Raw genomic sequence first — 25,898 nt, 5'->3', positions numbered from 1 at the left:
ACCCGGTGTCAGCGGCGCCCGCGGCGCATGGGGACCAGGTTGCCGCGCCGGTGGGCGGCGATGAGCATGGGGATGGCGATCAGCACGCTGATGACGACGGGCACGATCGACGCCTCGAGGCCGAACTCCCCGCCGGTCACCAGGTCGGGGCCGGTCGGAGTGGTGGTCATCAGGCCCTCCGAGGCGTGGCCGGAGACGGGGATGCCGATCAGGCCCAGGCCGGTGTTCCAGGCGAAGTGCAGGCCCACGGCGAACCAGATGTTGCGCTTCCACAGGAACGCGGCACCGAGGAGGACGCCGGCCTCGATGGCGATCGCGGTCGAGCTCCACAGCGTGGCGCCCGGGTTGGCCGCGTGCAGTCCGCCGAACAGGGCCGCGGTGATCGCCAGAGCCGCCCAGCTGCCGCACAGCTTCTCCAGCGCCTGGAGGGCGAGGCCGCGGAAGAGCAGTTCCTCGGTCACGGCGGCGCCGACCTGTATCGCGGCCATGCTCGCCACGATCGACAGGGCGTTACCGGGCCGTTCGTCGAACGAGAACTCGGTGAGGAGCGTGAGCATCGACACGGTGATGAGCCCGAAGCCGATCACCGCACCGGACAACGTCTGTGTCACGGCCCCCGACTTCGCGATCTCCGGGACGTCCCGCTGGGCGACGTGGCGCATGACCGCCCAGTAGACGGCAACCGCCACGGCCGCACCCAGGACGGCGACCACCCCGCCCGCCGAGACCAGGCTGGACGCCAGGCCCACAGCCACCATCCCGATCAGCATCCAGCCGAGGGGAGACCGCAGGAAGCGGCGGCCCTTCCGGCCTGTGGGCTGGGGGGACGCGGTGTGCGTCGTGCTCATGGTGACCTCCGTATGGCATCGGTCGCGTGCCTTCCGCGATCTGCCATGGACGCTACGAGAGCGGCGACGTCCCCGATTCACCCCTGAGTGGACAGAACGAGTAGCTCCCACGGGGGACCCTCCCGGAGCACGCAGGTCAGTGATGGAAGCCGGTGGCCGCGTTCTTGTCCTCCGTGAGGGGACGTGGCTGCCGGCGCAGGTCCGGGAGGAGCCGGGTCAGGTCCTCGGCGAAGACGTCCGCGAGGTCCTCGGAGAAGCCGTTGCGGCACACCACGCGGAGGACGGAGAGGTCCTGGCGGTGCGCCGGGAAGGTGTACGCGGGCACCAGCCAGCCGTGCTCCCGCATCCGCCGGGACACGTCGAAGACGTCGTACGCCGTCACCTCCGGCGCGGTGGTGAACGCGAACACCGGGAGCTGGTCGCCCCGCGTGAGGAGCCGGAAGTCACCGAGCGCCTCGATCCGCGCGGCGAGCCCCGTGGCCACGTCCCGCGCGGCCTGCTGCACCGCGCGGTAGCCCTCCCGGCCCAGCCGCAGGAACGTGTAGTACTGCGCGACGACCTGCGCGCCCGGCCGGGAGAAGTTCAGCGCGAACGTGGGCATCTCGCCGCCCAGGTAGTTCACCCGGAAGACGAGCTCCTCGGGCAGCGCGTCCGCGTTCCGCCACAGCGCCCATCCGACACCCGGGTAGACCAGCCCGTACTTGTGCCCCGAGGTGTTGACCGACGCCACGCGCGGGAGGCGGAAGTCCCACACCAGGTCCGCGTCGAGGAAGGGCGCGACCATCGCGCCGGACGCCCCGTCGACATGCACGGGGATGTCGAGCCCGGTGCGTTCCTGGAGCCTGTCCAGCGCCGCGCACAGGTCCGCGATCGGTTCGTAGGACCCGTCGAAGGTGGAGCCCAGGATGCCGACGACCCCGATGGTGTTCTCGTCGCACAGCGCGACGGCGGCCTCCGGGTCGATGTGGAACCGCTCGCCCTCCATGGGCACCTGACGGGGCTCCACCTCCCAGAAGGTGCAGAACTTGTCCCAGCACACCTGGACGTTGACGCCCATGACGAGGTTCGGCCGGGCACCCGGCGCGGGACGCCGTCGGCTCCAGCGCCGCTTCAACGCCATCCCGGCGAGCATGCACGCCTCGCTCGAACCGGTCGTCGAACAGCCCACCACGGCCGACGGGTCGGGCGCGTGCCACAGGTCGGCGAGGATCGACACACAGCGCCGCTCCAGCTCGGCCGTGCGCGGGTACTCGTCCTTGTCGATCATGTTCTTGTCCCGGCACTCCGCCATCAGGACGCCCGCCTCCCGCTCCATCCACGTGGTGACGAAGGTGGCGAGGTTCAGCCGCGCGTTGCCGTCCAGCATCAGTTCGTCGTGCACGAGCTGATACGCCGTCGACGGAGCCATGGGCCTGGCGGGCATCCGGTGCCGGGGCGGCGCCCCGGTCATGTCCCCGACCGGGTTCGCCGGCCCGAGGAAAGGGTTGACGGACATGGGGCGCTCGTCGTGCTGCGCGGCTCTCTGGAGTGGCATGGGTGCCTCCGTGCGGTGTCGGGTGCCCGTGAGGGCGGTGGGTTCCATGGACGGCGGTTCACCGGACGGCCGTCCCGCCCGGCCGTAGCTGCATGTGCGGGCGGCCCGTGACCAGGAGCCAGGCCGGCAGGGAGGCCAGGCACAGCAGCGCGAGCACTCCGGGGGCGGCGACCAGGACGGCGGCGACGAACAGGCTCACCCAGCCCTGCCGGGTGACGGCCAGCAAGAGCCCCAGGACGGCCGCCGACACGCCCACTGCCGGATGCACCGCGGGCACCAGGGCGTGCGCGCACAGCCCGAGCGCCGTGCCCACGAAAACGGCCGGGAAGATCCGCCCGCCGCGCAAGCCACAGGACGCGGCGACCAGCAGCGCCGCCAGCTTCACCACGGTCATCGTGGCGAACTCGCCCGCCGTCCAGCCGTCCGGGTCGGCCGCCAGCTCCGCGATCTCGTCGAGCCCCTTGAACAGGGTCAGCTGCCCGCCCACGGCCGCCAGGGCGCCCAGCACCGCACCGCCGGCCGGAAGCATCAGCATCGGGTGCCGCAGCCGCGCGAAGGCCCTGTGGACGTACGGGAAGGCGTACACGGCGCACATGCCGAGTGCCGCGCCCGCCGACGCCACCACGAGTGATGCCAGCAGATCGCCCCAGCCGGGCCGCCCGAACGGCGGCAGCCGCAGATCGAAACTCGGCTCCGACACCAGCGAGGTGGTGAGCGCACCCGCCCCCGCGGCCGCCAGCGGCGCGAAAAGGCTGTCCCACAGCTGCCCCTTGATCCGCTGCCCGGCCAGCGCCTCCGAGATGACCAGGGCGGCGGCCACCGGCGTACCGAACAGCGCGCCGATCGTCCCGGCCTCCGCCAGCGCCACCCAGCCGCGCTCCTCGGTCCGCGGAAAGGCCCGCAGACCGGCCCACACCGCCAGCGAGACGTTCACCGCGATGATCGGATTCTCGGGCCCCAGGCTCGGCCCGCCGGCCAGCACGAACGCGGTCGCCAGCAGCAGCCCCGGCAGCACCGCGGGCGGCAGCACCGGCGCCTCCAGGCCGGTGGTCGCGGGGTCGGGGCCCGCGTGGCCCGGTGCCTTCCACACCACCAGCCCGACGGCGACGCCGGTGGCGACGAGCACCACGAACATCCACAGGACGGAGTACCGGCCGACGCCGAGGGCGTCCGGCAGCGTCTGCCACAGGACGTCCTGCAGCTCCTCCGCCGCCGCGCTCACCCCCAGCAGCACCAGACTCGTCACCACGCCCACCAGCAGCGCCGGGACGATGGTCGGCAGCAGGGCGCGCGCGGTGGCCGCTGTGGCGGCGGAGGGGGCGGGCGGCGCGCTGTCCTGGGACACGCGCACACGATAAACGGACGAGACGGACAATTCGGGAACCCGCTTGCACCTCACGTGGCGTGAGGACCCAGGCTGGAGCGCGGAACCGAAAGGAGCGGAAGTGAGCTACTCCGTGGGACAGGTGGCCGACTTCGCCGGCGTCACGGTGCGCACCCTGCACCACTACGACGGCATCGGCCTGCTCGTGCCCGGCGAGCGCAGCCCGGCCGGACACCGCCGCTACAGCGATGCCGACCTCGACCGGCTGCAGCAGATCCTGTTCTACCGCGAGCTCGGCTTCCCGCTCGAGGAGGTCGCCGTCCTGCTCGACGACCCGGACGCGGACCCGCGCGCGCATCTGCGCCGGCAGCACGAGGTGCTGACCGCCCGGATCGAGAGGCTGCGGAAGATGGCGGCGGCCGTGGAACACGCCATGGAGGCACGCAGGATGGGGATCAATCTGACGCCCGAGGAGAAGTTCGAGGTGTTCGGGGACTTCGACCCCGACGCCTACGAGGAGGAGGTCCAGGAACGCTGGGGCAACACCGACGCCTACCGTCAGTCGCAGCAGCGGGCGGCCTCCTACACCAAGGAGGACTGGCAGCGGATCCAGCGCGAGGCCGAGGAGCTCACCCGGCGTTTCGTCGGGCTGATGGAGGCCGGCGAGCCGGCCGACTCCGAGGCGGCGATGGACGCCGCCGAGGCCCACCGCGAGGGAATCTCCCGCAACCACTACGAGTGCGACCACGAGATGCACACCTGCCTGGGTGAGATGTACGTCAACGACGAACGCTTCACCCGGAACATCGACCAGGCGAAGCCCGGTCTCGCCGCCTACCTGCGGGACGCGATCCTCGCCAACGCCGTGCGGCACATCTCCTGAGCGGTCGTGGCCCGGCTCTCGTCCGGGCCACGACCAGCACGGATGCCCCACGGCGCCGGATCGCGGCTTTCTCCGGGCCACAGGACGGTGCATGCTGGGTACCCCCGCGGAACCTGGGCTCCGACGGCTGCGTTCATAATTTGGGCAGCCAGCCCAGCCCGTACCCCCCAGCTGCAGGAGCCACATCCCCGTGACCACCCTTGCGCTCGGCCCCGAGTGGCTGAGCCCGGACTACCTGATCGAGACGTTCAGCCTTCCCGGCATCCTTCTGATCGTCTTCGCGGAATCCGGACTCTTCGCGTTCCTGCCCGGTGACTCCCTGCTGTTCACGGCGGGTCTCTTCGTGGCCGAGGGCAACTACATCAGCCAGCCGCTGTGGCTGGTGTGCACGCTGATCGTGCTGGCCGCCGTCATCGGCGACCAAGTCGGCTACATGATCGGCAAGTTCTTCGGCCCCAGACTGTTCAGCCGGCCCAACTCCAAGCTCTTCAAACAGGAGAACCTGGAGAAGGCCCACGAGTTCATGGAGAAGTACGGCCCCAAGGCGATCGTCCTGGCCCGCTTCGTGCCGATCGTGCGCACCTTCGCCCCCATCGTGGCCGGCGCCGGCCGCATGAAGTACCGCACGTTCCTCACGTTCAACGTCATCGGCGGCGTGGCCTGGGGCTGCGGTGTCACCCTCGCGGGCTACTGGCTCGGACAGATCGAGTTCATCAAGACCAACGTCGAGGCGATCCTCGTCCTGATCGTCTTCGTCTCCGTGGTGCCGATCATCGTCGAGTACCTGCGCGAGCGCGGGAAGAAGAAGCGCGCCGCCGCCGAGGCCCCGGCCGCCGCCCCGCAGCACGCCCAGGCCCCGGTCATGGACGACGCCACCACCCAGCTGCGCCGCATCACCCCGGCCGCCGCCCCGCAGCAGCCCCGGCAGCAGCACTACGGCAACCAGGGCTACCCGCAGCAGCCTCAGCAGCCGTACGACAACGACCAGTACCACAACCAGCAGCCCTACAACGGCGGCTACTGAAGCACGTCCCGCAGGGGCGCGGGGAACTGCGCGGACCACCTCCACCGGCCCGCAGCCGCCCACGCGCCCCCGGGACCGAGCCGGACGGCGCGGCGCTGCGAGCCGGACGGCAAAAGGCGCTAGAAGCCCCGCGTCCGCTTGGCCGCCCGCCGCTTCTCCGGGGAGCCGATCCGCAGGAAGATGCGGGAGATCTCCGACCCGAAGTTCACCCCGATCGCGATGGCCATGGCCAGGGCCACGGCCTTGGTGAGCGACCCGAGACCCGAGGTGACCTCGTTCTGGGCGATGCCCAGCAGACCGAAGTACGTCGCGGAACCGGGCAGCAGCGGCCCGATCGCCGCCGTGGTGTACGGCAGAGCGGACGCGAACCGGTACCGCGCCAGCAACTGCCCGAACAGGCCCACCACACCGGCCGCCACCGCCGTGGACGCCACCGGTGAGATGTCACCCGTCACGTGCATCGCCCCGTAGACCACCCAGGCCACCCCGCCGTTCAGGGTCGCCATGAGCACCGTGGAACGTTCCTGCTGGAGCAGGATCGCGAAGGCCAGGGACAGCGCCATCGACGCGGCGATCTGCGGCACCGGGTGCGACTCGCCCCCGAGCGCGGCGTCCGGATTCAGCTTGGCACCCAGCTGCACGCCGAAGTACAGCACCGTCAGCACACCGGCCACGATGCCCACGAAGAAGTACAGGACCTCCAGCAGGCGCGCGGACGCCGTGATGTAGAAGCCGGTCAGACCGTCCTGCACGCCCGCCACCAGCGCCCGCCCGGGCAGCAGCGCGAACAGCCCACCGGTGATCACCGCGGACGCCTTCACGTCCACGTGCGCCACGGTGAGCGCCACCCCGATCGCGGCCGGCGGCGTGGCGGCCACCGTGAACTGGTAGAACTCCGGCAGCCCCCGCCCCGCGCACAGCCACGCCAGCCGGTCGCCGAGCATCGCGCCGGCCGCGGCGGCCAGGAACACCACGAAGCCACCGCCGACCAGCACCGAGGCCGCGCCCGCCAGGAGCCCGCTCGCCGCGGTCAGCGCCCAGCCGGGATACGGGTGCCGGTTGCGCCGGATCTCCGCCAGCCGCCGGTAGGCCTCCTCCAGGGAGACGTGCGTCTCGTCGTCGCTGAGGTCGTCGACCAGCTGGTAGACCGCCGCGAGACGGGTGTAGTCGGGGCTGCGGCGGCGCACCGTACGGGAGGCGGTCACCGGGTCGTCCACCAGGGAGGGCTGGTAGGAGATCGCCAGCAGGGTGAAGGTGACGTTGGGCTCGCAGCGGTCCAGGCCGTAGGAGCGGCAGACGGCGAACATCGCCGCCTCCACGTCCTCGGCGCCCTCACCGCCCGCCAGCAGCAGCTCCCCGATCCGCAGGGTCAGGTCGAGCACCCGCGGCACGGCCGGGCCCGCCTCGTCGTGCCGCTGCACCGACTCCGGCGCCGGCCGCTCGGTCACCGGCATCCGCAGCATCGTGCGCATCCGGTCCTGCCACGGCACGTCGCGGGTCAGGCTGACGGCCGGCACACCGTTCGGCGGGGTGAACGCCGGCGGCGGCTGCTGCGCGCTGTACGTACTGGGCGGGTTGAAGGCCGACCCCTCGGCCTCGACGGGCTGCTGCGGCGCCACGTCCAGCCCGTCCGGCACCGCGAACTCGGAGGTCGTCTCGGACTCCGTGGGGTTCCTGGAGACGGCCAGTCCCTCGGGAAGCGCGAACTCGGACGTCGTCGACGCATCGGCCTCCGCCGCCGCCGCGACACCGGCGGGCGGCATGAACGCACTCCTCGCCTCGTCCGACTGCGGCTTGCGGTCCTCCGCGTCCGTCACTTTGCCCTTCGCTCCTTGTCACGACACTGTCCGCAGGACCGTTTCCCCGGCCTGTCCCTCCCACTGCCTCAGTATGCGCACGCACAACAAAACGGGCCGCACGCGCGCGTGCGGCCCGTTCTGCGTCTCGCAGCGGGGGAGGGCTCAGTGGCCGCCCGACTCCTTGAAACGCTTGTAGGACCGCTCGATCTCGGCCTCGGCATCCACCCGGCCCACCCAGTTGGCGCCCTCGACCGACTTGCCGGGCTCCAGGTCCTTGTAGACCTCGAAGAAGTGCTGGATCTCCAGGCGGTCGAACTCCGACACGTGGTGGATGTCGCGCAGGTGCTCGACCCGCGGATCCGTCGACGGAACGCACAGCAGCTTGTCGTCGCCGCCGGCCTCGTCCGTCATGCGGAACATGCCGATCGCGCGGCAGCGGATCAGGCAGCCCGGGAACGTCGGCTCGTCCAGGATGACCAGCGCGTCCAGCGGGTCGCCGTCCTCGCCGAGGGTGTTCTCGACGAAGCCGTAGTCGGTCGGGTAGGCGGTCGACGTGAAGAGCCGACGGTCCAGGCGGATCCGACCCGTCTCGTGGTCCACCTCGTACTTGTTCCGCGAACCCTTCGGGATCTCGATCGTGACGTCGAACTCCACCGGACGCTCCTCCATGATCAGCACATAGTTCTGGTGGTTAAGTGTCCCTCACGCAGGTATGTGGTCGCGAAAGGGGCTGGTGGTCGTGCCGGAGCTGAGGCCTTGGCGGGCTGCGGGACCGCACGTCGTGCGGATCGCGGACGCCCTGCGGCCGCGTCTCACCCGGGCAGCGCAGAGCGTACGGTCACGTACGGCGCGCGCCGCCGCGGCCCTCGGGCCACGGTCCGCACGGCCGGACCGGCCGGGATCACCGCAGGTCAAGCGGGTCACGCGGCCGAAGACCTGGCAGTTCACCGCGACCGCGGCCACCGCCGGTCTGGCGCTGGCCGCGACAGTGGTGACCGTCGCCGGCCCCTGGGACTCCTCGGGTCAGCGTACGGCCGAGCACGACCGGGCCGTGGCCCTGGAAGCCTCGCGTGGCACAGATCACGGCGGCAGCCGCGCGAACGCCGGCACCCCGCCGAAGGGAGTGCGGACCGCCCCGCCGGCCGCCTCGGTGCTCACCGGACTCGGCGGCACCGCCACCGCCGCCCGGTCCGCGCCCGCCGCCAAGACCCTCGCCGGCCTGCTCGACCCGCTGCTGAAGTCCCCCGCGCTCGGCCGCCGCTCCGCCGCCGTCGTCGACGTGGCCACCGGCAAGCAGCTGTACGGCACCGGCACCGGGGACGCCCTCACCCCCGCCTCCACCACCAAGATCGCCACCGCCGTCGCCGCGCTCTCCGCCATGGGCCCCGACCACCGCCTCACCACCCGCGCGGTGTACGAGCCCGACACCGAGGAGGTCGTCCTGGTCGGCGGCGGCGACCCCACGCTCACCGCACGCAAGGAGACCCGGGGCCTCGCCGGACTGCCCGACCTCGCCGAGCGGACCGCGGCCGCCCTGGCCAAGCGCGGTGTGCGCAAGGTGACGCTGTCCTACGACACGACCCTCTACAAGGGCACCACGCGGCACCCGATCGGGGTCAACACGAACCTCGCCCCCGTCACCCCCCTGATGGCCGACGAGGCCCGCACCGACGACTCCACCGGCGGCCCCGCCCCGCGCGTCGCCGACCCGGCGGCCGACGCCGCGCGGAAGTTCGGCGACCTGCTCGGCAAGCACGGCATCAAGACCACGCCCCCCGGCCCCTCGAAGGCCACCACCCGGGCCACCACCCTCGCCACGGTCGCCTCGCCCCCGCTCTCCGCCCTCGTCGAACGGATGCTGACCCACAGCGACAACGACCTCGCCGAGGCCCTCGCCCGGCACACCGCCCTCGCCACCGGCCGCACCCCCGACTTCGCCGGCGCCGGTGCGGCCGTCACCGCCCGCCTCGAGCACCTCGGACTCCCCGTCGGCCCCGGCATCCACATCAGGGACGGCAGCGGCCTCGACCGGCGCGGCAGACTCACCGCCGACCTCCTCACCGCCCTGCTCGTCACGGCCGGCGACCCTGCCCACCCCGAGCTGCGCCCCGCCCTCACCGGCCTGCCCGTCGCCGGCTTCACCGGCACCCTGGCCGGCCGCTACACCGACGGCGCGGCCGGCGTCGTACGCGCCAAGACCGGAACCCTCACCGGCGTGAACACCCTCGCGGGTACCGTCGTCGACCGGGACGGCCGCCTGCTGGCCTTCGCCTTCCTGGCCAACGACACCCCCGGCCCGACGGCCGCCCAGACGGCCCTCGACAAGGCGGCCACGGCCTTGGCGACCTGCGGCTGCCGAAACTAGTGCCCCGACAGGCAACGTTCGCCCCGTCGCGACGCCCGGCACGCACTCTCGCCGCACCGGCCGAAAGCCCAAGTACGTCCAGTACGAGGACTTCCGGCCGGCACGCCGAGAGCACGCACCGGACGCCGCTCCTTGACGGGCAAACGTTGCCTGCCGCGGCACTAGAGGAGGCGGGGGAACGCACCACCCCCGCCCCCTCTCCGCGGCCGCCCCCACTCTCGTCGCCCTGCCCGGAACCGACCCCCTCACGTACCGTTGACGCATGACGAGCATCGGTGGTGCTGCCTCTTCCGGCATGGTCGACTGGAATCTCGCGGTCGCGACCGCGACCCGGCTCATGCGACCCGGCCCCGACGTGAGCCGCGACGAGGCCCGCGCCGTCGTCGCGGAGCTGCGCAGGCACGCGAAAGCCTCGGAGGAGCACGTCCGGGGCTTCACTCGTCTGGGCACCGAGGAGACCCACGACACCCCCCTCCTCGTCGTCGACCGCCCCGGCTGGGTCCGGGCCAACGTCGCCGGCTTCCGCGAACTCCTCAAGCCGCTCCTCGGCAAAATGCAGGAACGCCGCGGCACCGGCCCCGGCAACGCCGTACTCGGCGCCGTCGGCGGCAAGGTCACCGGCGTGGAACTGGGCGTCCTGCTGTCCTTCCTCGCCTCCCGCGTCCTCGGCCAGTACGAGACCTTCGCCCCCGCCACCCGCGACCTCCCGGCCGGCGCCAACGGCGGCGGCCGGCTGCTGCTCGTCGCCCCCAACATCGTCCACGTCGAACGCGAACTCGACGTCGACCCGCACGACTTCCGCCTGTGGGTGACCCTCCACGAGGAGACCCACCGCACCCAGTTCACCGCCGTGCCCTGGCTGCGGGACCACCTCGAGGGCGAGATCCAGTCGTTCCTGGAGGAGACCGACGTCGACCCCATGACCCTCCTGGAACGCGTCCGCGAAGCCGTCCAGTCGCTCGCCGGCGGACGCCCCGAGGGAGAGGAGGGCGACGAAGGGCGCTCCCTCGTCGAAGTCGTGCAGACGCCCGCGCAGCGCGAGATCCTCGGCCGGCTCACCGCCGTGATGTCGCTGCTGGAGGGCCACGCCGACTTCGTGATGGACGGCGTCGGCCCCCAGGTCGTGCCGACCGTCGCCGAGATCCGCGAGAAGTTCCAGCAGCGCCGCGCCAAGGGCGCCTCCCGCCTGGACATGGCCCTGCGCAAGCTGCTCGGCCTGGACGCCAAGCTGCGGCAGTACCGCGACGGAGAACGGTTCGTCCGTGCCGTCGTCGAGGAGGTGGGCGTGGACGGCTTCAACCGGGTGTGGACCTCCCCCAACACCCTCCCCACCAAGGCGGAGATCGCCAAACCGGCGGACTGGATCACTCGGGTGCACCGCAAACCGGAAGCATGAGCCCCGTGCCCCTGGCATGCGACGGATCCGGCCGATGGCAGACGGACGCCCCTCCAATCACCCGTCCGAGGGACCGTGGGCCCTGGGCAGGCGTGCAATGCTCGGGGAACGGCCCGGTTCTGTCACCATCTATACACTCTGCGTGACCGAACCTCGGGCTCACCCCCCGAAAACTTCATGAAGGGAACCGGACATGGGTCCCCATCCTGCGGTCGCGGCGATACGCCTGGCGGTCCGCCGCGTCCTGACCGACATCCTCGACGACCACGGCCGAACCCCCGGCCGGCACCCGCACGAGCCGTCCTCCTCCCCGCTCGTGCTGGTGGCCTGCTCCGGCGGCGCCGACTCCATGGCGCTCGCCTCCGCCCTCGCCTTCGAAGCCCCCCGGCTCGGCATCCGCGCCGGCGGCGTCACCGTCGACCACGGCCTCCAGACCGGCTCCGACCTGCGCGCCGCCGAAGTCGTCGCGCGCCTGCGCGAACTCGGCCTCGACCCCGTCGAGTCCGTCGCCGTCACCGTCGGCAGCGAGACCAAGGTGGCGCACGGCACCGCGTACCGCGGCGGCGGAGGCAAACGCGCGGGCGGACCCGAGGCCGCCGCCCGGGACGCCCGCTACGCCGCCCTGGACACCGCCGCCGAACGGCACGGCGCCGCCGCCGTCCTGCTCGGCCACACCCGCGACGACCAGGCCGAAACCGTCCTGCTCGGCCTCGCCCGCGGCTCCGGCATCCGCTCCCTGTCCGGCATGGCCGCGGTCTCGGGGGCCGACGGCCGTTACCGGCGCCCCTTCCTCCAGCTCGACCGGCAGACCGCCCGCAAGGCCTGCATGGTCCAGTCCCTCCCCGTCTGGGACGACCCGCACAACGCCGACCCCGCCTACACCCGCTCCCGGCTCCGCCACGAGGGCCTGCCCGCCCTGGAGAAGGCCCTCGGCAAGGGCGTCGTCGAGGCCCTCGCCCGTACGGCCCAGCTCTCCCGCGACGACGCCGACGCCCTCGACGCCTGGGCCGGCCGGGCCGAGGCCGGCGTCCGGGACGCCGACGGCCGCCTGCAGTGCGCCGCCCTGTACGACCTGCCGCCCGCCGTGCGCCGGCGCGTGCTGCGCCGCGCCGCCATCGAGGCCGGATCCCCGGCCGGATCGCTGTTCGCCCGCCACATCGAGGAGGTCGACCGGCTGATCACCGGCTGGCGCGGTCAGGGAGCCATCAATCTCCCCGGCCGGGTCGTCGTCCGCCGGCAGGGTGGCAGACTGGTCATTCGGCAGGGCTGAATCCGGACCCCACCGACCCGTACGAGTCGCGGGGCGGACCGGACCGGCCGGTGGGACGACCGAAAGTGATGCGGTGGACGCGAACGACATGGGTGCCGACCTCGAGAAGGTGCTCATCACCAAGGAAGAGATCGACGCCAAGCTGGTGGAGCTGGCCGCCAAGATCGACGCGGAGTACGCGGGCAAGGACCTGCTGATCGTCGGCGTGCTCAAGGGCGCGGTGATGGTGATGGCCGATCTCGCGCGGGCGCTGTCCACCCCCGTCACCATGGACTGGATGGCCGTGTCGTCGTACGGGGCGGGCACCCAGTCCTCCGGTGTGGTGCGGATCCTCAAGGACCTCGACACCGACATCAAGGGCCGGCACGTCCTGATCGTCGAGGACATCATCGACTCCGGACTGACCCTGTCCTGGCTGATCTCCAACCTCGGCTCGCGCGAGCCCGCCTCCCTCAAGGTGTGCACGCTGCTGCGCAAGCCCGAGGCCGCCAAGGTCGCCATCGACGTGGAATGGGCCGGCTTCGACATCCCCAACGAATTCGTCGTCGGATACGGCCTGGACTACGCCGAGAAGTACCGCAACCTCCCGTTCGTCGGTACGCTCGCCCCCCACGTCTACGGCGGCTGAACCCAGGGGCCCGGCCGGCCGTACGGTGATCGGGAACCCCGGCGGGCTCCGCGGCGTTGGAGCATGCGTGGACGCGAATGTCGGCCGTCCCCCGCAGCTTCGGGGGACAATGCTGGGGTACCGTCCGAAGAACAGCCTTTATCAAACTCACTATGGCAGGAGGGACGGGGCGGCACCGCTCCGTATGGATGGACGTGAAGCGATACTTCCGTGGGCCGGTCATGTGGATCGTGCTGGCCGTCCTTGCCGTGGTCGTGTTGATGCAGGTCGTCGGCTCGTCGGGCGGCTACAAGACGGTGGACACGGGCCAGGTCGTCCAGGCGATCAATGAGAACAAGGTCGAACAGGCCAAGCTGACCACCGGCGACGAGCAGACCATCAAGGTCCAGCTCAAGGACGGCCAAGAGGTCGAGGGCAGCTCGAAGATCCAGGCGAGCTACATCGGCGACCAGGGCGTCACCATCGCCGCGACGCTGCAGGACAAGTTCCAGAACGAGCAGATCCCGGACGGCTACACGGTCTCGCCGTCCAAGCAGAACCCCTTCGTGAGCATTCTGCTGTCCCTGCTGCCGTTCGTCCTCATCGTGCTCGTCTTCCTGTTCCTGATGAATCAGATGCAGGGCGGCGGCTCCCGCGTCATGAACTTCGGCAAGTCCAAGGCGAAGCTCATCACCAAGGACACCCCGAAGACGACGTTCTCCGACGTCGCGGGCTCCGAGGAGGCCGTCGAGGAGCTCCACGAGATCAAGGAGTTCCTCCAGGAGCCGGCGAAGTTCCAGGCCGTCGGCGCCAAGATCCCCAAGGGCGTGCTCCTGTACGGCCCGCCCGGAACGGGCAAGACCCTGCTCGCGCGCGCCGTCGCGGGCGAGGCCGGCGTGCCGTTCTACTCGATCTCCGGTTCCGACTTCGTCGAGATGTTCGTCGGTGTCGGTGCCTCCCGGGTCCGCGACCTGTTCGAGCAGGCCAAGGCCAACGCCCCGGCCATCGTCTTCGTCGACGAGATCGACGCGGTCGGCCGCCACCGCGGCGCCGGCCTCGGCGGCGGGCACGACGAGCGCGAGCAGACCCTCAACCAGCTCCTCGTCGAGATGGACGGCTTCGACGTCAAGGGCGGCGTGATCCTCATCGCCGCGACGAACCGGCCCGACATCCTCGACCCGGCGCTGCTGCGGCCCGGCCGCTTCGACCGCCAGATCGCGGTCGACCGCCCGGACATGCAGGGCCGGCTGGAGATCCTCAAGGTGCACCAGAAGGGCAAGCCGGTCGCCCCGGACGTCGACCTGTCGGCCGTCGCCCGCCGCACCCCCGGCATGACCGGCGCCGACCTGGCCAACGTGCTCAACGAGGCCGCGCTGCTGACCGCGCGCAGCGATCAGAAGCTGATCGACAACCACATGCTGGACGAGGCGATCGACCGCGTGGTGGCGGGCCCGCAGAAGCGGACCCGGATCATGTCGGACAAGGAGAAGAAGATCACCGCGTACCACGAGGGCGGACACGCCCTGGTCGCGGCGGCCTCACCGAACTCCGACCCGGTCCACAAGATCACCATCCTGTCCAGAGGCCGCGCCCTCGGCTACACCATGGTCCTGCCGGACGAGGACAAGTACTCCACCACGCGCAACGAGATGCTGGACCAACTGGCCTACATGCTCGGCGGCCGCGCGGCGGAGGAGCTCGTCTTCCACGACCCGACCACCGGTGCCGCCAACGACATCGAGAAGGCCACAGGCCTGGCCCGCGCCATGGTCACGCAGTACGGCATGACCGAGCGGCTCGGCGCGATCAAGTTCGGCGGCGACAACACCGAGCCGTTCCTCGGCCGTGAGATGGCTCACCAGCGCGACTACTCGGAAGAGGTCGCCGCGCTGGTCGACGAAGAGGTCAAGAAGCTCATCGAGACCGCGCACAACGAGGCGTGGGAGATCCTCGTCGAGAACCGCGACGTCCTCGACAACCTCGTCCTGGCCCTCCTGGAGAAGGAGACGCTGGGCAAGGAGGAGATCGCCGAGATCTTCGCCCCGATCGTCAAGCGCCCGCCCCGGCCCGCCTGGACCGGCTCCTCGCGGCGCACGCCGTCCACCCGCCCGCCGGTCCTCTCCCCCAAGGAGCTGGCCCTCACCAACGGGGCGAACGGCGCGACGCCGGCCATCAGCACCGCCAAGAGCACCGCGGCGGAGCCCGCCCCGGCGCAGCAGGAGCGGCGGACCCCGGAGGAACGCCCGGAGAGCTGATCCCAGCCTCCCCGCGCCCCACCGGGCCCGGAATGGATGCCGCGCCCCCCTGGTTCTAGCCTGGGGGGCGCGGCATTTGCATCACCGCACTTGAGACGCGTGCCCCGCACGCGTGAGGCACAGGAACGAGGCACCCCATGACCGACCCCGTGACGCTGGACGGCATAGCCCCCATCGGTGAGTTCGACGAGAAGCGGGCCCAGAACGCCGTACGCGAGCTCCTCATCGCGGTCGGCGAGGACCCGGACCGTGAGGGCCTGCTCGAAACCCCGGCACGGGTGGCGCGAGCGTACCGGGAGATCTTCGCGGGCCTGTGGCAGAAGCCCGAGGACGTCCTGACGACAACCTTCGACCTCGGTCACGACGAGATGGTCCTGGTGAAGGACATCGAGGTGTACTCGACCTGTGAGCATCATCTGGTGCCGTTCAGGGGCGTGGCGCACGTCGGGTACATCCCGTCCACCAGCGGCAAGATCACGGGGCTGTCCAAGCTGGCCCGGCTCGTGGACGTCTACGCCCGCCGTCCGCAGGTGCAGGAACGACTCACCACGCAGATCGCGGACTCCCTGATGGACATCCTGGAGCCGCGCGGGGTGATCGTCGTGGTGGAGTGCGAACACATGTGCATGTCCATGCGGGGCATCCGTAAGCCGGGCGCGAAGACCCTCACCTCGGCGGTGCGCGGTCAGCTGCGCGATGCGGCCACCCGCAACGAGGCAATGAGCCTGATCATGGCGCGCTGACGCGGAGCGTGTCGCCGGCTCACGCCGCCGGGGCCGGGCCCGGGCCGCGGTTGTTGTCGTCGTCGTCCTCCGGGAGCTTGCAGACGCGTTCCAGGAAGATCGCGGCCGCTATGACGCCGAGGCCGGCGAGGACGGAGAGGCCGGCGTAGATGGCCTGGTCGCGGCGGGCAGGGACGTCCAGGGACTCCAGGAGGAAGACGCCCGTGCCGCCGTACATGCCGGCGACCAGGGCGGCGACCAGGGCGCTGGCCTGGCCGAAGACGACCGCGCGGGCCGCCATCAGCGGGTCGACCCCCTTGGCGTCGTGCTGCCGCTCGCGCTGGGCCTTGAGGCGGGCGCGGAGGGAGAGCGCGGTGGCCACGAGGACCACCGCGATCACGGCGAGGACGATGGGCGCGGCCACGGGCACGCTCGGGAGGGTGCCCAGGGAGTTCCACAGGCGGGCGACGGCCCAGGCCAGGATCCCGGCGACGACGAAGACGCCTGCCAGCACCCTGATGCGCAGCTCTTTCACGGTGTCCCTTCGCGTTCACCCGGACCGGTGCCCCCGGATACGGGGCGTCTCGACCTTAACGGCTACTCGGGCAGCCGGAGTTCCAGGTCCGCGCGCGGCGTGACGCCGTCGCGGGTGACGGTTCCGAGGAGGTCGGCGACCGGGCCGCGGCCGGGGAGTTCCGCCTCGGGGTCGACGTCGTGCCACGGGGCGAGGACGAAGGCACGCTCGTGGGCGCGCGGGTGGGGGAGCGTGAGGCCGGGGTCGTCGGAGTGGAGGTCGGCGTAGGCGACGATGTCCACGTCCAGGGTGCGCGGGCCCCAGCGCTCGTCGCGGACCCGGTGGAAGGCCTCCTCCACCGCCTGCGCCCGCTCCAGCAGGGAGGACGGGGGCAGCGTGGTCCTGAGGACCGCGACCGCGTTGAAGTACGAGGGCTGGCTGCCGGGCTCGACGCCCCACGGCTCCGTCTCGTACACGGGGGAGACCGCCTTGACCCGGATGCCGGGGGTGTCCTCCAGTGCGTCGACGGCCCCCTGGAGGGTCTCCAGGCGGTTGCCCAGGTTGGCGCCGAGGGAGATCACGGCCCGTTCGGGGTTCTGGAGGGTGGTGTCGGCGGCGTCGACCTGTTCCACGACGGAGGCGGGGACGGGCTGGACGGTCGGGTCGGTGTGGCCCGTGGCGGACGGCCTGGTCATACGCGGCTCCGGGTGATGGTGACGGTCACGTCGTCGAAGGGCACGGTGATCGGCGCGTCCGGCTTGTGGACGCACACCTCGACCTCCTGCACCACGTCGTGCTTCAGACAGACCTGGGCGATGTGCTCGGCGAGCGTCTCGATGAGGTTGACGGGCTCGCCCCGGACGACGGCCACGACCTCCTCCGCCACGATGCCGTAGTGCACCGTCTTCGTCAGGTCGTCGTCGGCCGCGGCCGGCCTGATGTCCAGGCCGAGGACGAGGTCCACGACGAAGGTCTGGCCTTCCTCGCGTTCCTTCGGGAACACACCGTGGTGCCCGCGGGCCTTCAGGCCGCGCAGCGCGACACGATCCACGCGAATCACTCCTGCAGTCGTCGGTCCGGCCGGTCGGTGCCCTGTGCGGGGGCACACCGGCCTGCTCTCGAATCTACCTGCGGCCGCCGACAGGGCCGGTGCCCCGGGGCCACGGTGTTCAGTCCGGGGCGCCCGGGGTCTCGCCGTTCTCGGTCTCCTCCTCCTCGGCGAGGACCGGGGAGGCATGATGCGACCAGAGTTTCCAGCCGGCCGGTGTGCGCCGGAACACGTTGGTGGCGACCACGAGCTGGCCGACCAGCGGCCCGAGCTCCTCACCGGCCTCGGGTGCGGGGCCGCCGCTGAGGATGTTCTCGGTGCAGGTCACCAGGGCGGTGTCGCCGGTGACGGAGACGTGCACGTCGGTGAGGAAGAACTGGATGTAGTCGGTGTTCGCCATGATCAGGGCGTACGACCTCAGGACCTCGCCGCGTCCGGTGAGCACGGGCCAGCCGGGGTGTACGCAGGAGACGACTCCGCTGTCCGCGGGGTCGTGGTACGTCTCGTCGATGCCGAGGTCGGCCGGGGTGAGCCAGTGCGACGCGACCTCTTCGAAGTCGCCCCTCTCCAGTGCCTCGTAGAAGGCGGTGTTGGCGGCTTCGACCTGTTCGACGTCGGTGTGGGGTGCGGTCACCGGGCTCCTTCTGCGCCGTGTGCGCCGGGTTCGGACGGTGTGGCGGGCGCCGTGTGCGCCCGTTCTGCCGTGCGGGCCTGTTCTATCGCGCGGGTGACCCGGACGGCGTCCGCGGTCGCGCGGACCTCGTGCACGCGGACCGCCCAGGCGCCCGCCTGCGCGGCGAGGGCGGAGACGGCGGCGGTGGCCGCGTCGCGCTCCCGCGCGGGCGGCGGCGGGGCGTCCGGTCCGGCCAGGACGCGGCCGAGGAATCGTTTGCGGGAGGCGGCGACCAGCACGGGGTGGTTGAGGCCCAGGAGGCGGTCGAGACGGGCGAGCAGGGCCAGGTCGTGGCCGGCGTCCTTGGAGAAGCCGAGGCCGGGGTCGACGATCACGCGGTCGGCGGCGATGCCGCCCTCCAGGACGGCCCGCACGCGCGCGTGCAGCTCGTCGACGACCTCGGTGACCACGTCGGTGTATACGCCTTTGACGTTGCCGCCCTCCAGGAAGCCGCGCCAGTGCATGACGACGAACGGGGCTCCGGCGGCGGCCACCACGGGGATCATGGCCGGGTCGGCGAGACCGCCGCTGACGTCGTTGACGAGTGCGGCGCCGGCGGCGAGGGACTGTTCGGCGACGGAGGCGCGCATGGTGTCGACGGAGACGGTGACGCCCTCGGCGGCGAGGCCGCGCACCACGGGGATGACACGCTTGAGCTCCTCGGCCTCGTCGACGCGGGTGGCGCCGGGCCGGGTGGACTCGCCGCCGACGTCGACCAGGTCGGCGCCCTGGGCGACCAGGTCGAGGCCGTGCTTGACGGCGGTCGTCGTGTCGAACCAGCGGCCGCCGTCGGAGAAGGAGTCGGGGGTGACGTTCACGACTCCCATGACCGCGCAGCGGTCCCAGTGAGGAAGGCCCGCGACGTGTCGGCGTCCGCTGTGGTTGCTCATATGTTCAGCGTAGGCCCAGGGGACGGCCGTGCGGTGCCTCGCCCCGGGTGCGGCGACGGCCGGGCGGTGCGGCGCTTCACGCCCGGGTCCGGGTCCGGCTCCCCGCCCGGGTCCGGGTCCGGCTCCCCGCCCGGGTCGGGTTCGGCTGGACGCCCGGACGGGTCCGGCTTCAGGGCCGGTGGGGTGCCGTCCGGACCCCGGGCGTGGCGTGCAGGACCGCCTTCAGGTCGCCGTGCTCGGTCCTCGCGGGGGCGGGGCGGCGCGTCCGGGACCCGCCGAGGTCACGGACGCGCCGTACCGGGGTCCGACGACCGGCTCGCGCGATGCGCCTCACCGTGTGGTGCACGGTGCGCGTCGCACGGCCGGCCAGGGGGAAATCCGCGGTGTCCACCACCGCCTCGTTCCCCTCGTTCCTCTCGTCCCCCTCGCTTCTCGGTGCGAGGACGTGGAGCCCGGTCTCGCGGGTCCACACCTCGCCGCCGGTCCGCGAGCAGCCCCGCACTCCGGGGATCCAGGAGTGGGCTCTGGCCACGTCCATGAAGCGTTCGATGGCGCCGGGCCAGGCCTCGACGTCGCCGATCGGATCGCCGTCGGCCATCATCACCCCGGAGACCACGCGGTAGGTCACCGCGGCCTTGCCGCTGGGGGAGAAGACGACGGCCGTGCCGCGGGGCAGCGCGGTGTGCCCGTGGGCGCCCGGGTGGCCGTGCCGGTCGAGCAGGGCGCGCAGCTGTGCCTCGTCGTCCTCGGTGGGCCGCGTGGCGGGGTGCTCGGGCCGCAGGGCGAGGTAGAGGGTGGTGACGGCGGTGAGCAGGCCGAGCGCGGCGAGGGAGAGGGAGACGGTCCAGGAGGTGTCGCCCCGGTAGTGGATCGGGCCCTGGAGGCCGAACAGGCCGTACAGGACGTGGGCGAGGCGGTCGGCGAGGCTCGGGTCGTCGATCAGCGGCCCGGGGTGGGCGTTGACGACGATCAGGCCCAGGAGCAGCGATCCGGCGCCCATGAGGACGAAGTTGGCCAGTGCCCGCCATCTGCTGCGCGGGTCGGGCGGTGCGGTGAATTGCCCGCGGTGGTGCAGCAGGGGCGCGAGCAGCACGGTGGTGAGGAGGACGCCCAGGACGGAGTCGCGGTAGGCGAACTGGGCAACGGCGCCGACCGGGAGTACGGCGACGACGGCCCGCCAGGCCCTGCGCTTGCCGCGCTTGAGTCCCTGCGCGAGCAGCAGCAACAGCACACCGGCGCTGAGGGAGACGGCGGCCGCGATCGGGCCGAGCGCGTCGGGGAGCAGCACGGCGACGGCGTACGTGTAGCCGTGCCGGAAGCGGGGGAGGACGCCGGCGGCGATGTCCAGGACGCCCACCAGGGCGCAGGCGCGTCCGGCGAGGACGGGGACCGCCTCGGGGCGTGGTCCCCGCAGCAGCCGGCGCACGCCCCGTACGGCCCGGTCGTCGGGTACGGCCGCGGTGCCCCCGGCCGCCCCGTCGTCCCGTGGTCCGCCCCCGAGGCGCCGCCCGTCCGTGGGTCTCGGCACCCCGTCCGGCATTTCCTCACCCGTCCTGACAGACATCGTGTCCCGTAGTTCCGCGAGAGAGCGTGGTTCCGGCGCCGATTCGGGCATCCGGCGACATTGCGCCCTCTAGGACGGTGCCGCAGCCAGGGAGGTTCACTCCGCGCGGCCGGATGTTCGCAACGGGTTCACACGGCGCCGGGAGCGGAGCCGGGAGCGGCGCCCGCAGGAGCGCCGGCAGCGGTGCCTCGTACGGGAAGCGGAATGCGCCGGAAGGGACTTCACGGTCCACCGGTGACGAAATGATCTTGATGAAATCGGGTCGTGTGTCTATTCACGCTCGTTCCGCGTTCCCTGATGCCCTGTGAAAGCTTGGATGTGGCTTTGTTTTTACGGCCCGGGGCACCACGATTCCCCTACGCGCGGTAAGTTTCTGGCCATGCCACGTGGACGTCACCGCCATTCCCCGCCTCTGCACAGGATGCTGCCCCCGTCGGCGATCGCAGGCGTCTCCACCGTCTGCGCCCTGGGGTCCTGGGTGTTCACGCAACCGATGGCGCTTCGTGTCCTGGCCGCGGTCGCCGCGGTCACCGCGATCGCCGGCGCCGTCGTCATGCGGCACTGGGATGCCCAGGCGGGTAAACGCGTCGCCGATCTCTCGCGCGCGCGTGCGAGCGACGAATGGCGTTTCGAGGAACGGATCGCCGAACTCGAGTCCGATCTCGAGGAGTCGCGCGAGCTGCGGGCGAAGCTGGAACAGCGGCTGCGCGCCAAGCGCGCGGAGCTGGCCGGGCTGCGCAACGAGCACGCGTCGCTGCTGCGGCGGTACGCGGCGTCTGAGGTCGACCGGGCGACCGTCCTGGAGGAGCGCCGGGTGCTCGAGATCGAGGCCACGGTCCCGGCCCGTGCGCTGCCGCCGGGGACGTCGGATTCCGAGGAGCCGGAGGCCGCGGAAGCGTCCGGGGAGGCCGGGGACGTGGCACCGGCCGGGGACGGGACCGGCGCCGAGGACGCGGCTGCGGCGCGCGCTGTCTTCTCGCCGGAGGGGTCGAAGCTGTTCCTGAAGGCCGACGCCGCGCTGGCGCGGCTCGCCGGGGACGCGGACCGGAACACCGCCGGGACCACCGCGGGAGAGGCCGCCGGGGAGGCCGGCGAGGGGACCGACGGGCAGACGGACGGGCAGACGGACGGGCAGACCGGCGAGCCGGCGGAGGGGCAGACCCGGGAGGAGACCGGACAGCCCGACGAGGCCGGGGAGCCCGCCGAGGGCTCCGACGACGCCGGGACGGCCGGGAACGACGACGCCACCGTCCGGCCCGCCTCCGACGGGCCGGACGACGGCACCGCCCCTGAGCGGAACGACGGTCCGAAGGGCGACGGCACCCCCGAGGACGACGGCCCCGAGCCCACCGGGAAGCCCAAGCCCGAGCCGGCGCAGGAGGACGAGGCCGAGGGCCGGCCCGAGGCGGCCGGCGATCATGAGCGCGCGGCCGCCTCCGGCGCACCGGCCGCGTCTCCGGTCCCGCCCGCGCGGCAGCCCTCCGGACACTTCACCGTGCCGACCGCGGTCGCGGTCGTACCGCCGACCGAGCCGGTACGGCGTCCCGTGACCGAGGGCGGGTTCGACTTCTTCGGGACGAAGCAGGACCAGGACGCGGACGGGTCCGCCCTGGACACCGTCCAGAACGAGGACCTCGCCGATGTCGTCGGACAGGAGGCGCTCGCGCTGCACAAGGCCGAGAACGAGACGGCGTACAAGCCGGCCGGCGAAGCGACGTACGAGCCGGCTGGCGAAGCGGCGTACGAGCCGGCAGGTGAGCCGGAGTACAACCCGGCAGACGAGACGGAGTACAAGCCGGCCGGCGAGACGGAGTACGAGCCGGCCGGCGAAGCGGCGTACGAGCCGGCAGGTGAGCCGGAGTACAACCCGGCCGACAAGACGCAGTACAACCCGGCCGACGAGACGGATCACAAGCCGGCCGACGAGACGGATCACAAGCCGGTCGGCGAGGCGGCGCGCGGCGCGGCCGGTCAGGTCATCGACCTGACGGAGCACGACGAGACGGAACACATCGAGGTCGAGGGCCTGCGCAGCGCGGCGTCCTGAAGGACCCGGACCACGGGCCGCACCGGCGGGGCCCCGCGCGAGACACGTGCGGGGCCCCGCCGCCGTTGTCCGTCAGGCCATCCAGCGATCGGGGCGGGCGTCCCGGCGTCCCGTGCGGGAGCGTTCGGCCTGGGCGTGCAGCAGGGTCGCCGCCTCCCCCGCGTCCCTGAGGCGGGCGCTGACCGACTTGTTCGCGCCGGTGTCCACGACGACGTCGGCGACCCCGCGGGCCCGCTCCCAGGGGCCCTGGACGAGCCGTACGCTCTGCACCTTGGCGTGCGGCACGAGGGCCAGGTTGCGCCGCAGCAGCCCGTGCCGCGCGGCGAACACCGTGTCGGTCACGGTGAGCCCGTGGCCGCGCCACCACACCGGCACGCACCACCGCGCGCGGCGCGGCGGCGGGACGAGCGCCTCGCGCGGGGGCACGCTCACCCCGGGCAGCACCCGCGCGACGACCGACTCGGCGAGGTCGCGCGGGGCGACCGGCAGCAGCAGGGAGTTCGACGACCCCGCCACGTCGAGTTCCACGCGCACCCAGCCGCGCCGCCGCCACAGCAGCGGTTCGACGATCCGTACGGTCTGCACGCGTCCGGGCGGCACCGTCTCGTGCGCCCGGTCCAGCAGCCCGTGGTCGATGCGCAGCCCGTCGGGCGACTCGGCGAGGGTCCAGTCGTACTCGGTGACGAACCGCCCCACGCTGCTCGCGCCCGCCGCGCCCAGCATGGGCACCGCCGCGGCGAGCACCGTCCACAGGCTGTGGGTGGCCGTCCACAGCGACGGCACCGCGACGCAGGCGACGACGAGCCAGACCCAGGTGGACCCGGTCAGCAGCAGGGAGACGGCGAGGACGCGCGGCGGCACCCGCAGCATCTGCCGGGACGGCGCCTCCCCGACCTCGTGCGCGGTCTCCGGCGCGAAACCCGCCGCCCGCGCGAGCAGTTCGGCGCGCAGCGCGCGCGCCTCGCCGGCGTCGAGGAAGGCGAGCTCGTCCTTGCTGTCGGTGCCTATGACGTCGAGCTTGAGTTTCGCCACGCCCGCGACCCGAGCGAGCAGCGGCTGGGTGACGTCGATGGCCTGGATCCGCTCGAGCCGGATGTGCGCGGTGCGCCGGAACAGCAGCCCGGTACGGATGCGCAACTCGCTGTCGGTCACCGCGAAGTGGGTGAACCACCAGCTCAGGAAGCCGTAGAGGGCGGCCGCCGGGACGAGCACGGCGAGCACGATCAGCAGGGTCGTGGTCGTCAGCCGGCTCAGCTGCCGCTGCGCCTGGTCGGGATCGTGCAGCGCCCAGCCGATCAGCACCGCCACGGGCGCCCAGGCCCGCCTGAACGGCGTGACGGGGTGCAGCCGCCGCTCGGTCACCGGCGGCCGGCCGCGTACGTCCTCCTGGACGCCGGGCGCCGTCACAGCCCCGCCGATCGGGCCTCGCCCAGCTCGGTGAGCCGGTCGCGCAGCCGTTCCGCCTCGGCCGGATCGAGGCCGGGGATGGTCGCGTCGGTCGCCGCGGCCGCCGTGTGCAGCTGCACGCTGGCCAGCCCGAAGTGCCGCTCCACGGGGCCGGAGGTGACCTCGACCAGCTGCATCCGCCCGTACGGGACGATCGTCTCCTCGCGCCACAGCACGCCCCGGCTGATGAGCAGGTCGTCGGCGCGCTCCGCGTACCGCCAGGAGCGCCAGTTGCGCTCCAGCATCACCCAGCCCCACAGCAGCAGGGCCAGCGGCAGTGCCGCGAAGGCGGCCCAGGCGGGACCCGCGAGCAGCCCCGGCACCAGGGCGGTGGCGAGCGTCAGCAGTCCCAGCCACACCACCAGCAGCAACCGCCGCAGCTTGAGCAGGCCGGGTGGCAGCGCGATCCACACCGGTTCGTCCCCGGCGCCCACCGGCTCCACCGCGTGCGCCGTTCCGTCCGTCACCGTCGGCCCCCTGTCCTGCGGGCTCCCCGTCTCCATGAGGCCAGCGTACGTAGGAGAGACTGTGTTCATGACTCCTACGACGGAGACCATGGTCGGTATCGGCGGCGCGGCGGAGAGCACCGACATGGTGCTCAACATCGGACCGCAGCACCCCTCCACGCACGGCGTGCTGCGGCTGAAGCTCGTCCTGGACGGCGAGCGCATCATCCGCGCGGAGCCGGTGATCGGCTATATGCACCGGGGCGCGGAGAAACTGTTCGAGGCCCGTGACTACCGGCAGATCATCATGCTGGCCAACCGTCACGACTGGCTGTCGGCGTTCTCCAACGAGCTGGGCGTGGTCCTCGCCGTGGAGCGGATGCTCGGCATGGAGGTCCCCGAGCGCGCCGTGTGGCTGCGCACGCTGCTCGCGGAGCTGAACCGGGTGCTCAACCACCTGATGTTCCTCGGCTCCTATCCGCTGGAGCTCGGCGGCATCACCCCGATCTTCTACGCCTTCACCGAGCGCGAGGAGCTCCAGCACGTCATGGAGGAGGTCTCCGGCGGGCGCATGCACTACATGTTCAACCGTGTGGGCGGCCTCAAGGAGGACCTGCCCGCCGGGTGGATCGCACGCGCGCGTGCCGCCGTCTCCGGCGTGCGCTCCCGCATGGACCGCTTCGACGACCTGGTGCTCGGCAACGAGATCTTCCGTGGCCGCACGCGCGGCGTCGGCGTGCTGTCCCCCCGGGCCGTGCACGCCTACGGGGTGAGCGGGCCGATCGGGCGCGCCTCGGGCGTCGACTTCGACCTGCGCCGGGACGAGCCGTACCTCGCCTACGGGGAACTGGGTGACGTCCTGAAGGTGGTGACCCGCGAGGAGGGTGACTGCCTGGCCCGCTTCGAGTGCCTCCTGGAGCAGACCCACAACGCCCTCGACCTCGCCGACGCCTGTCTCGACCGGCTCGCCGAGCTGCCGCCCGGCCCGGTCAACCAGCGCCTGCCGAAGGTCCTCAAGGCGCCCGAGGGCCACACGTACGCGTGGACCGAGAACCCGCTCGGCATCAACGGCTACTACCTGGTCAGCAAGGGCGAGAAGACCCCGTACCGGCTGAAGCTGCGCTCGGCGTCGTACAACAACATCCAGGCCCTCACCGAGCTGCTGCCGGGGACGCTGGTGGCCGACATGGTGGCGATCCTGGGGTCGCTGTTCTTCGTCGTGGGCGACATCGACAAGTAGGCC

Annotated in this window: 22 protein-coding genes and 1 pseudogene; 10 read left to right on the top strand and 13 right to left on the bottom strand. The window is 72.2% G+C overall.

The genetic code is table 11. The annotated features are described in order from the left end of the window. Positions 1-8: 8 nt before the first annotated feature. From AC5L3C_RS16570 to AC5L3C_RS16560, 3 genes are all read right to left on the bottom strand, one after another. Entirely contained in the window at positions 9-848 is an 840-nt protein-coding gene (locus AC5L3C_RS16570; protein WP_493649666.1) for a CPBP family intramembrane glutamic endopeptidase, read from the bottom strand. A gap of 136 nt (positions 849-984) precedes the next feature. Then, positions 985-2,382: a glutamate decarboxylase gene (gene gad, locus AC5L3C_RS16565; protein ID WP_493649665.1), complete on the bottom strand. Its 1,398-nt coding sequence runs from the start codon at positions 2,380-2,382 to the stop codon at positions 985-987. Positions 2,383-2,440: 58 nt separating this feature from the next. Then, positions 2,441-3,727 (bottom strand): ion channel protein, encoded by a 1,287-nt coding sequence (locus AC5L3C_RS16560; protein WP_493649664.1) that lies wholly within the window; start codon positions 3,725-3,727, stop codon positions 2,441-2,443. 100 nt (positions 3,728-3,827) lie between these two features. On the opposite strand from AC5L3C_RS16560, the gene AC5L3C_RS16555 reads away from it, so the two are divergent. Together AC5L3C_RS16555 and AC5L3C_RS16550 are read left to right on the top strand one after the other, a co-directional pair. Beyond that, the gene (locus AC5L3C_RS16555; protein ID WP_493649663.1) at positions 3,828-4,589 is read left to right on the top strand and encodes a MerR family transcriptional regulator; all 762 of its coding nucleotides are present in this window, start codon (positions 3,828-3,830) and stop codon (positions 4,587-4,589) included. Between the two features lie 190 nt (positions 4,590-4,779). Continuing rightward, the gene (locus AC5L3C_RS16550; protein WP_493649662.1) at positions 4,780-5,613 is read left to right on the top strand and encodes a DedA family protein; all 834 of its coding nucleotides are present in this window, start codon (positions 4,780-4,782) and stop codon (positions 5,611-5,613) included. Positions 5,614-5,732: 119 nt separating this feature from the next. On the opposite strand, the gene AC5L3C_RS16545 is transcribed toward AC5L3C_RS16550, so the two are convergent. After that, the gene (locus tag AC5L3C_RS16545) at positions 5,733-7,430 is read right to left on the bottom strand and encodes a threonine/serine exporter family protein (RefSeq protein ID WP_493649661.1); all 1,698 of its coding nucleotides are present in this window, start codon (positions 7,428-7,430) and stop codon (positions 5,733-5,735) included. A 144-nt stretch (positions 7,431-7,574) separates the two neighbouring features. Further along, a complete protein-coding gene (locus AC5L3C_RS16540) occupies positions 7,575-8,066 on the bottom strand; it encodes an inorganic diphosphatase (RefSeq protein WP_125510164.1) in 492 nt (163 codons plus the stop codon). A 127-nt stretch (positions 8,067-8,193) separates the two neighbouring features. Here AC5L3C_RS16540 and dacB point away from each other — a divergent pair, with 127 nt between their 5' ends. From dacB to folE, 6 genes are all read left to right on the top strand, one after another. Beyond that, on the top strand, positions 8,194-9,777 hold the full coding sequence (dacB, locus tag AC5L3C_RS16535) for a D-alanyl-D-alanine carboxypeptidase/D-alanyl-D-alanine endopeptidase (RefSeq protein WP_493649660.1): 1,584 nt from the start codon (positions 8,194-8,196) through the stop codon (positions 9,775-9,777). Positions 9,778-10,039: 262 nt separating this feature from the next. Continuing rightward, positions 10,040-11,173: a zinc-dependent metalloprotease gene (locus AC5L3C_RS16530; RefSeq protein WP_493649659.1), complete on the top strand. Its 1,134-nt coding sequence runs from the start codon at positions 10,040-10,042 to the stop codon at positions 11,171-11,173. Positions 11,174-11,366: 193 nt separating this feature from the next. Continuing rightward, complete coding sequence (tilS, locus tag AC5L3C_RS16525) at positions 11,367-12,443, top strand: tRNA lysidine(34) synthetase TilS (RefSeq protein WP_493649658.1); 1,077 nt, start codon at positions 11,367-11,369, stop codon at positions 12,441-12,443. Between the two features lie 88 nt (positions 12,444-12,531). Continuing rightward, positions 12,532-13,071 carry a hypoxanthine phosphoribosyltransferase gene (gene hpt / locus AC5L3C_RS16520; protein ID WP_006132608.1) on the top strand — a complete coding sequence of 180 codons (540 nt, stop codon included), beginning with the start codon at positions 12,532-12,534 and terminating at the stop codon, positions 13,069-13,071. A 188-nt stretch (positions 13,072-13,259) separates the two neighbouring features. Further along, a complete protein-coding gene (ftsH, locus tag AC5L3C_RS16515; RefSeq protein ID WP_125510160.1) occupies positions 13,260-15,305 on the top strand; it encodes an ATP-dependent zinc metalloprotease FtsH in 2,046 nt (681 codons plus the stop codon). A 137-nt stretch (positions 15,306-15,442) separates the two neighbouring features. Then, complete coding sequence (gene folE, locus AC5L3C_RS16510) at positions 15,443-16,048, top strand: GTP cyclohydrolase I FolE (protein WP_125505005.1); 606 nt, start codon at positions 15,443-15,445, stop codon at positions 16,046-16,048. 19 nt (positions 16,049-16,067) lie between these two features. On the opposite strand, the gene AC5L3C_RS16505 is transcribed toward folE, so the two are convergent. From AC5L3C_RS16505 to AC5L3C_RS16480, 6 genes and pseudogenes are all read right to left on the bottom strand, one after another. Beyond that, entirely contained in the window at positions 16,068-16,562 is a 495-nt protein-coding gene (locus AC5L3C_RS16505) for a DUF3180 domain-containing protein (protein ID WP_493649657.1), read from the bottom strand. A 62-nt stretch (positions 16,563-16,624) separates the two neighbouring features. Beyond that, positions 16,625-17,236 (bottom strand): 2-amino-4-hydroxy-6-hydroxymethyldihydropteridine diphosphokinase, encoded by a 612-nt coding sequence (folK, locus tag AC5L3C_RS16500; RefSeq protein WP_493649656.1) that lies wholly within the window; start codon positions 17,234-17,236, stop codon positions 16,625-16,627. Then, entirely contained in the window at positions 17,233-17,592 is a 360-nt protein-coding gene (folB, locus tag AC5L3C_RS16495; RefSeq protein WP_493649655.1) for a dihydroneopterin aldolase, read from the bottom strand. The genes folK and folB overlap by 4 nt, the downstream gene beginning before the upstream one ends. Positions 17,593-17,710: 118 nt before the next feature. Further along, on the bottom strand, positions 17,711-18,223 hold the full coding sequence (locus AC5L3C_RS16490) for a nuclear transport factor 2 family protein (protein WP_493649654.1): 513 nt from the start codon (positions 18,221-18,223) through the stop codon (positions 17,711-17,713). Further along, complete coding sequence (folP, locus tag AC5L3C_RS16485) at positions 18,220-19,152, bottom strand: dihydropteroate synthase (protein WP_493649653.1); 933 nt, start codon at positions 19,150-19,152, stop codon at positions 18,220-18,222. Before folP ends, AC5L3C_RS16490 begins: the two co-directional genes overlap by 4 nt. A gap of 256 nt (positions 19,153-19,408) precedes the next feature. After that, positions 19,409-20,569, bottom strand: a pseudogene (locus tag AC5L3C_RS16480) (phosphatidylglycerol lysyltransferase domain-containing protein); the annotation flags it as partial. A gap of 640 nt (positions 20,570-21,209) precedes the next feature. Here AC5L3C_RS16480 and AC5L3C_RS16475 point away from each other — a divergent pair. Continuing rightward, complete coding sequence (locus tag AC5L3C_RS16475) at positions 21,210-22,763, top strand: hypothetical protein (protein WP_493649652.1); 1,554 nt, start codon at positions 21,210-21,212, stop codon at positions 22,761-22,763. A gap of 72 nt (positions 22,764-22,835) precedes the next feature. On the opposite strand, the gene AC5L3C_RS16470 is transcribed toward AC5L3C_RS16475, so the two are convergent. Both AC5L3C_RS16470 and AC5L3C_RS16465 read right to left on the bottom strand, forming a co-directional pair. Next, entirely contained in the window at positions 22,836-24,170 is a 1,335-nt protein-coding gene (locus tag AC5L3C_RS16470) for a PH domain-containing protein (RefSeq protein WP_493649651.1), read from the bottom strand. Continuing rightward, positions 24,167-24,712, bottom strand: a complete 546-nt coding sequence (locus tag AC5L3C_RS16465) for a PH domain-containing protein (RefSeq protein WP_493649650.1) — start codon at positions 24,710-24,712, stop codon at positions 24,167-24,169. Before AC5L3C_RS16465 ends, AC5L3C_RS16470 begins: the two co-directional genes overlap by 4 nt. Positions 24,713-24,743: 31 nt before the next feature. On the opposite strand from AC5L3C_RS16465, the gene AC5L3C_RS16460 reads away from it, so the two are divergent. Then, positions 24,744-25,895: an NADH-quinone oxidoreductase subunit D gene (locus tag AC5L3C_RS16460; RefSeq protein WP_493649649.1), complete on the top strand. Its 1,152-nt coding sequence runs from the start codon at positions 24,744-24,746 to the stop codon at positions 25,893-25,895. Positions 25,896-25,898: the final 3 nt, after the last annotated feature.

The sequence above is a fragment of the Streptomyces speibonae genome (assembly GCF_984686075.1).
The sequence above is the reverse complement of the archived record's forward strand: the minus strand, read 5'-3'. Positions and strand labels throughout refer to the sequence as shown.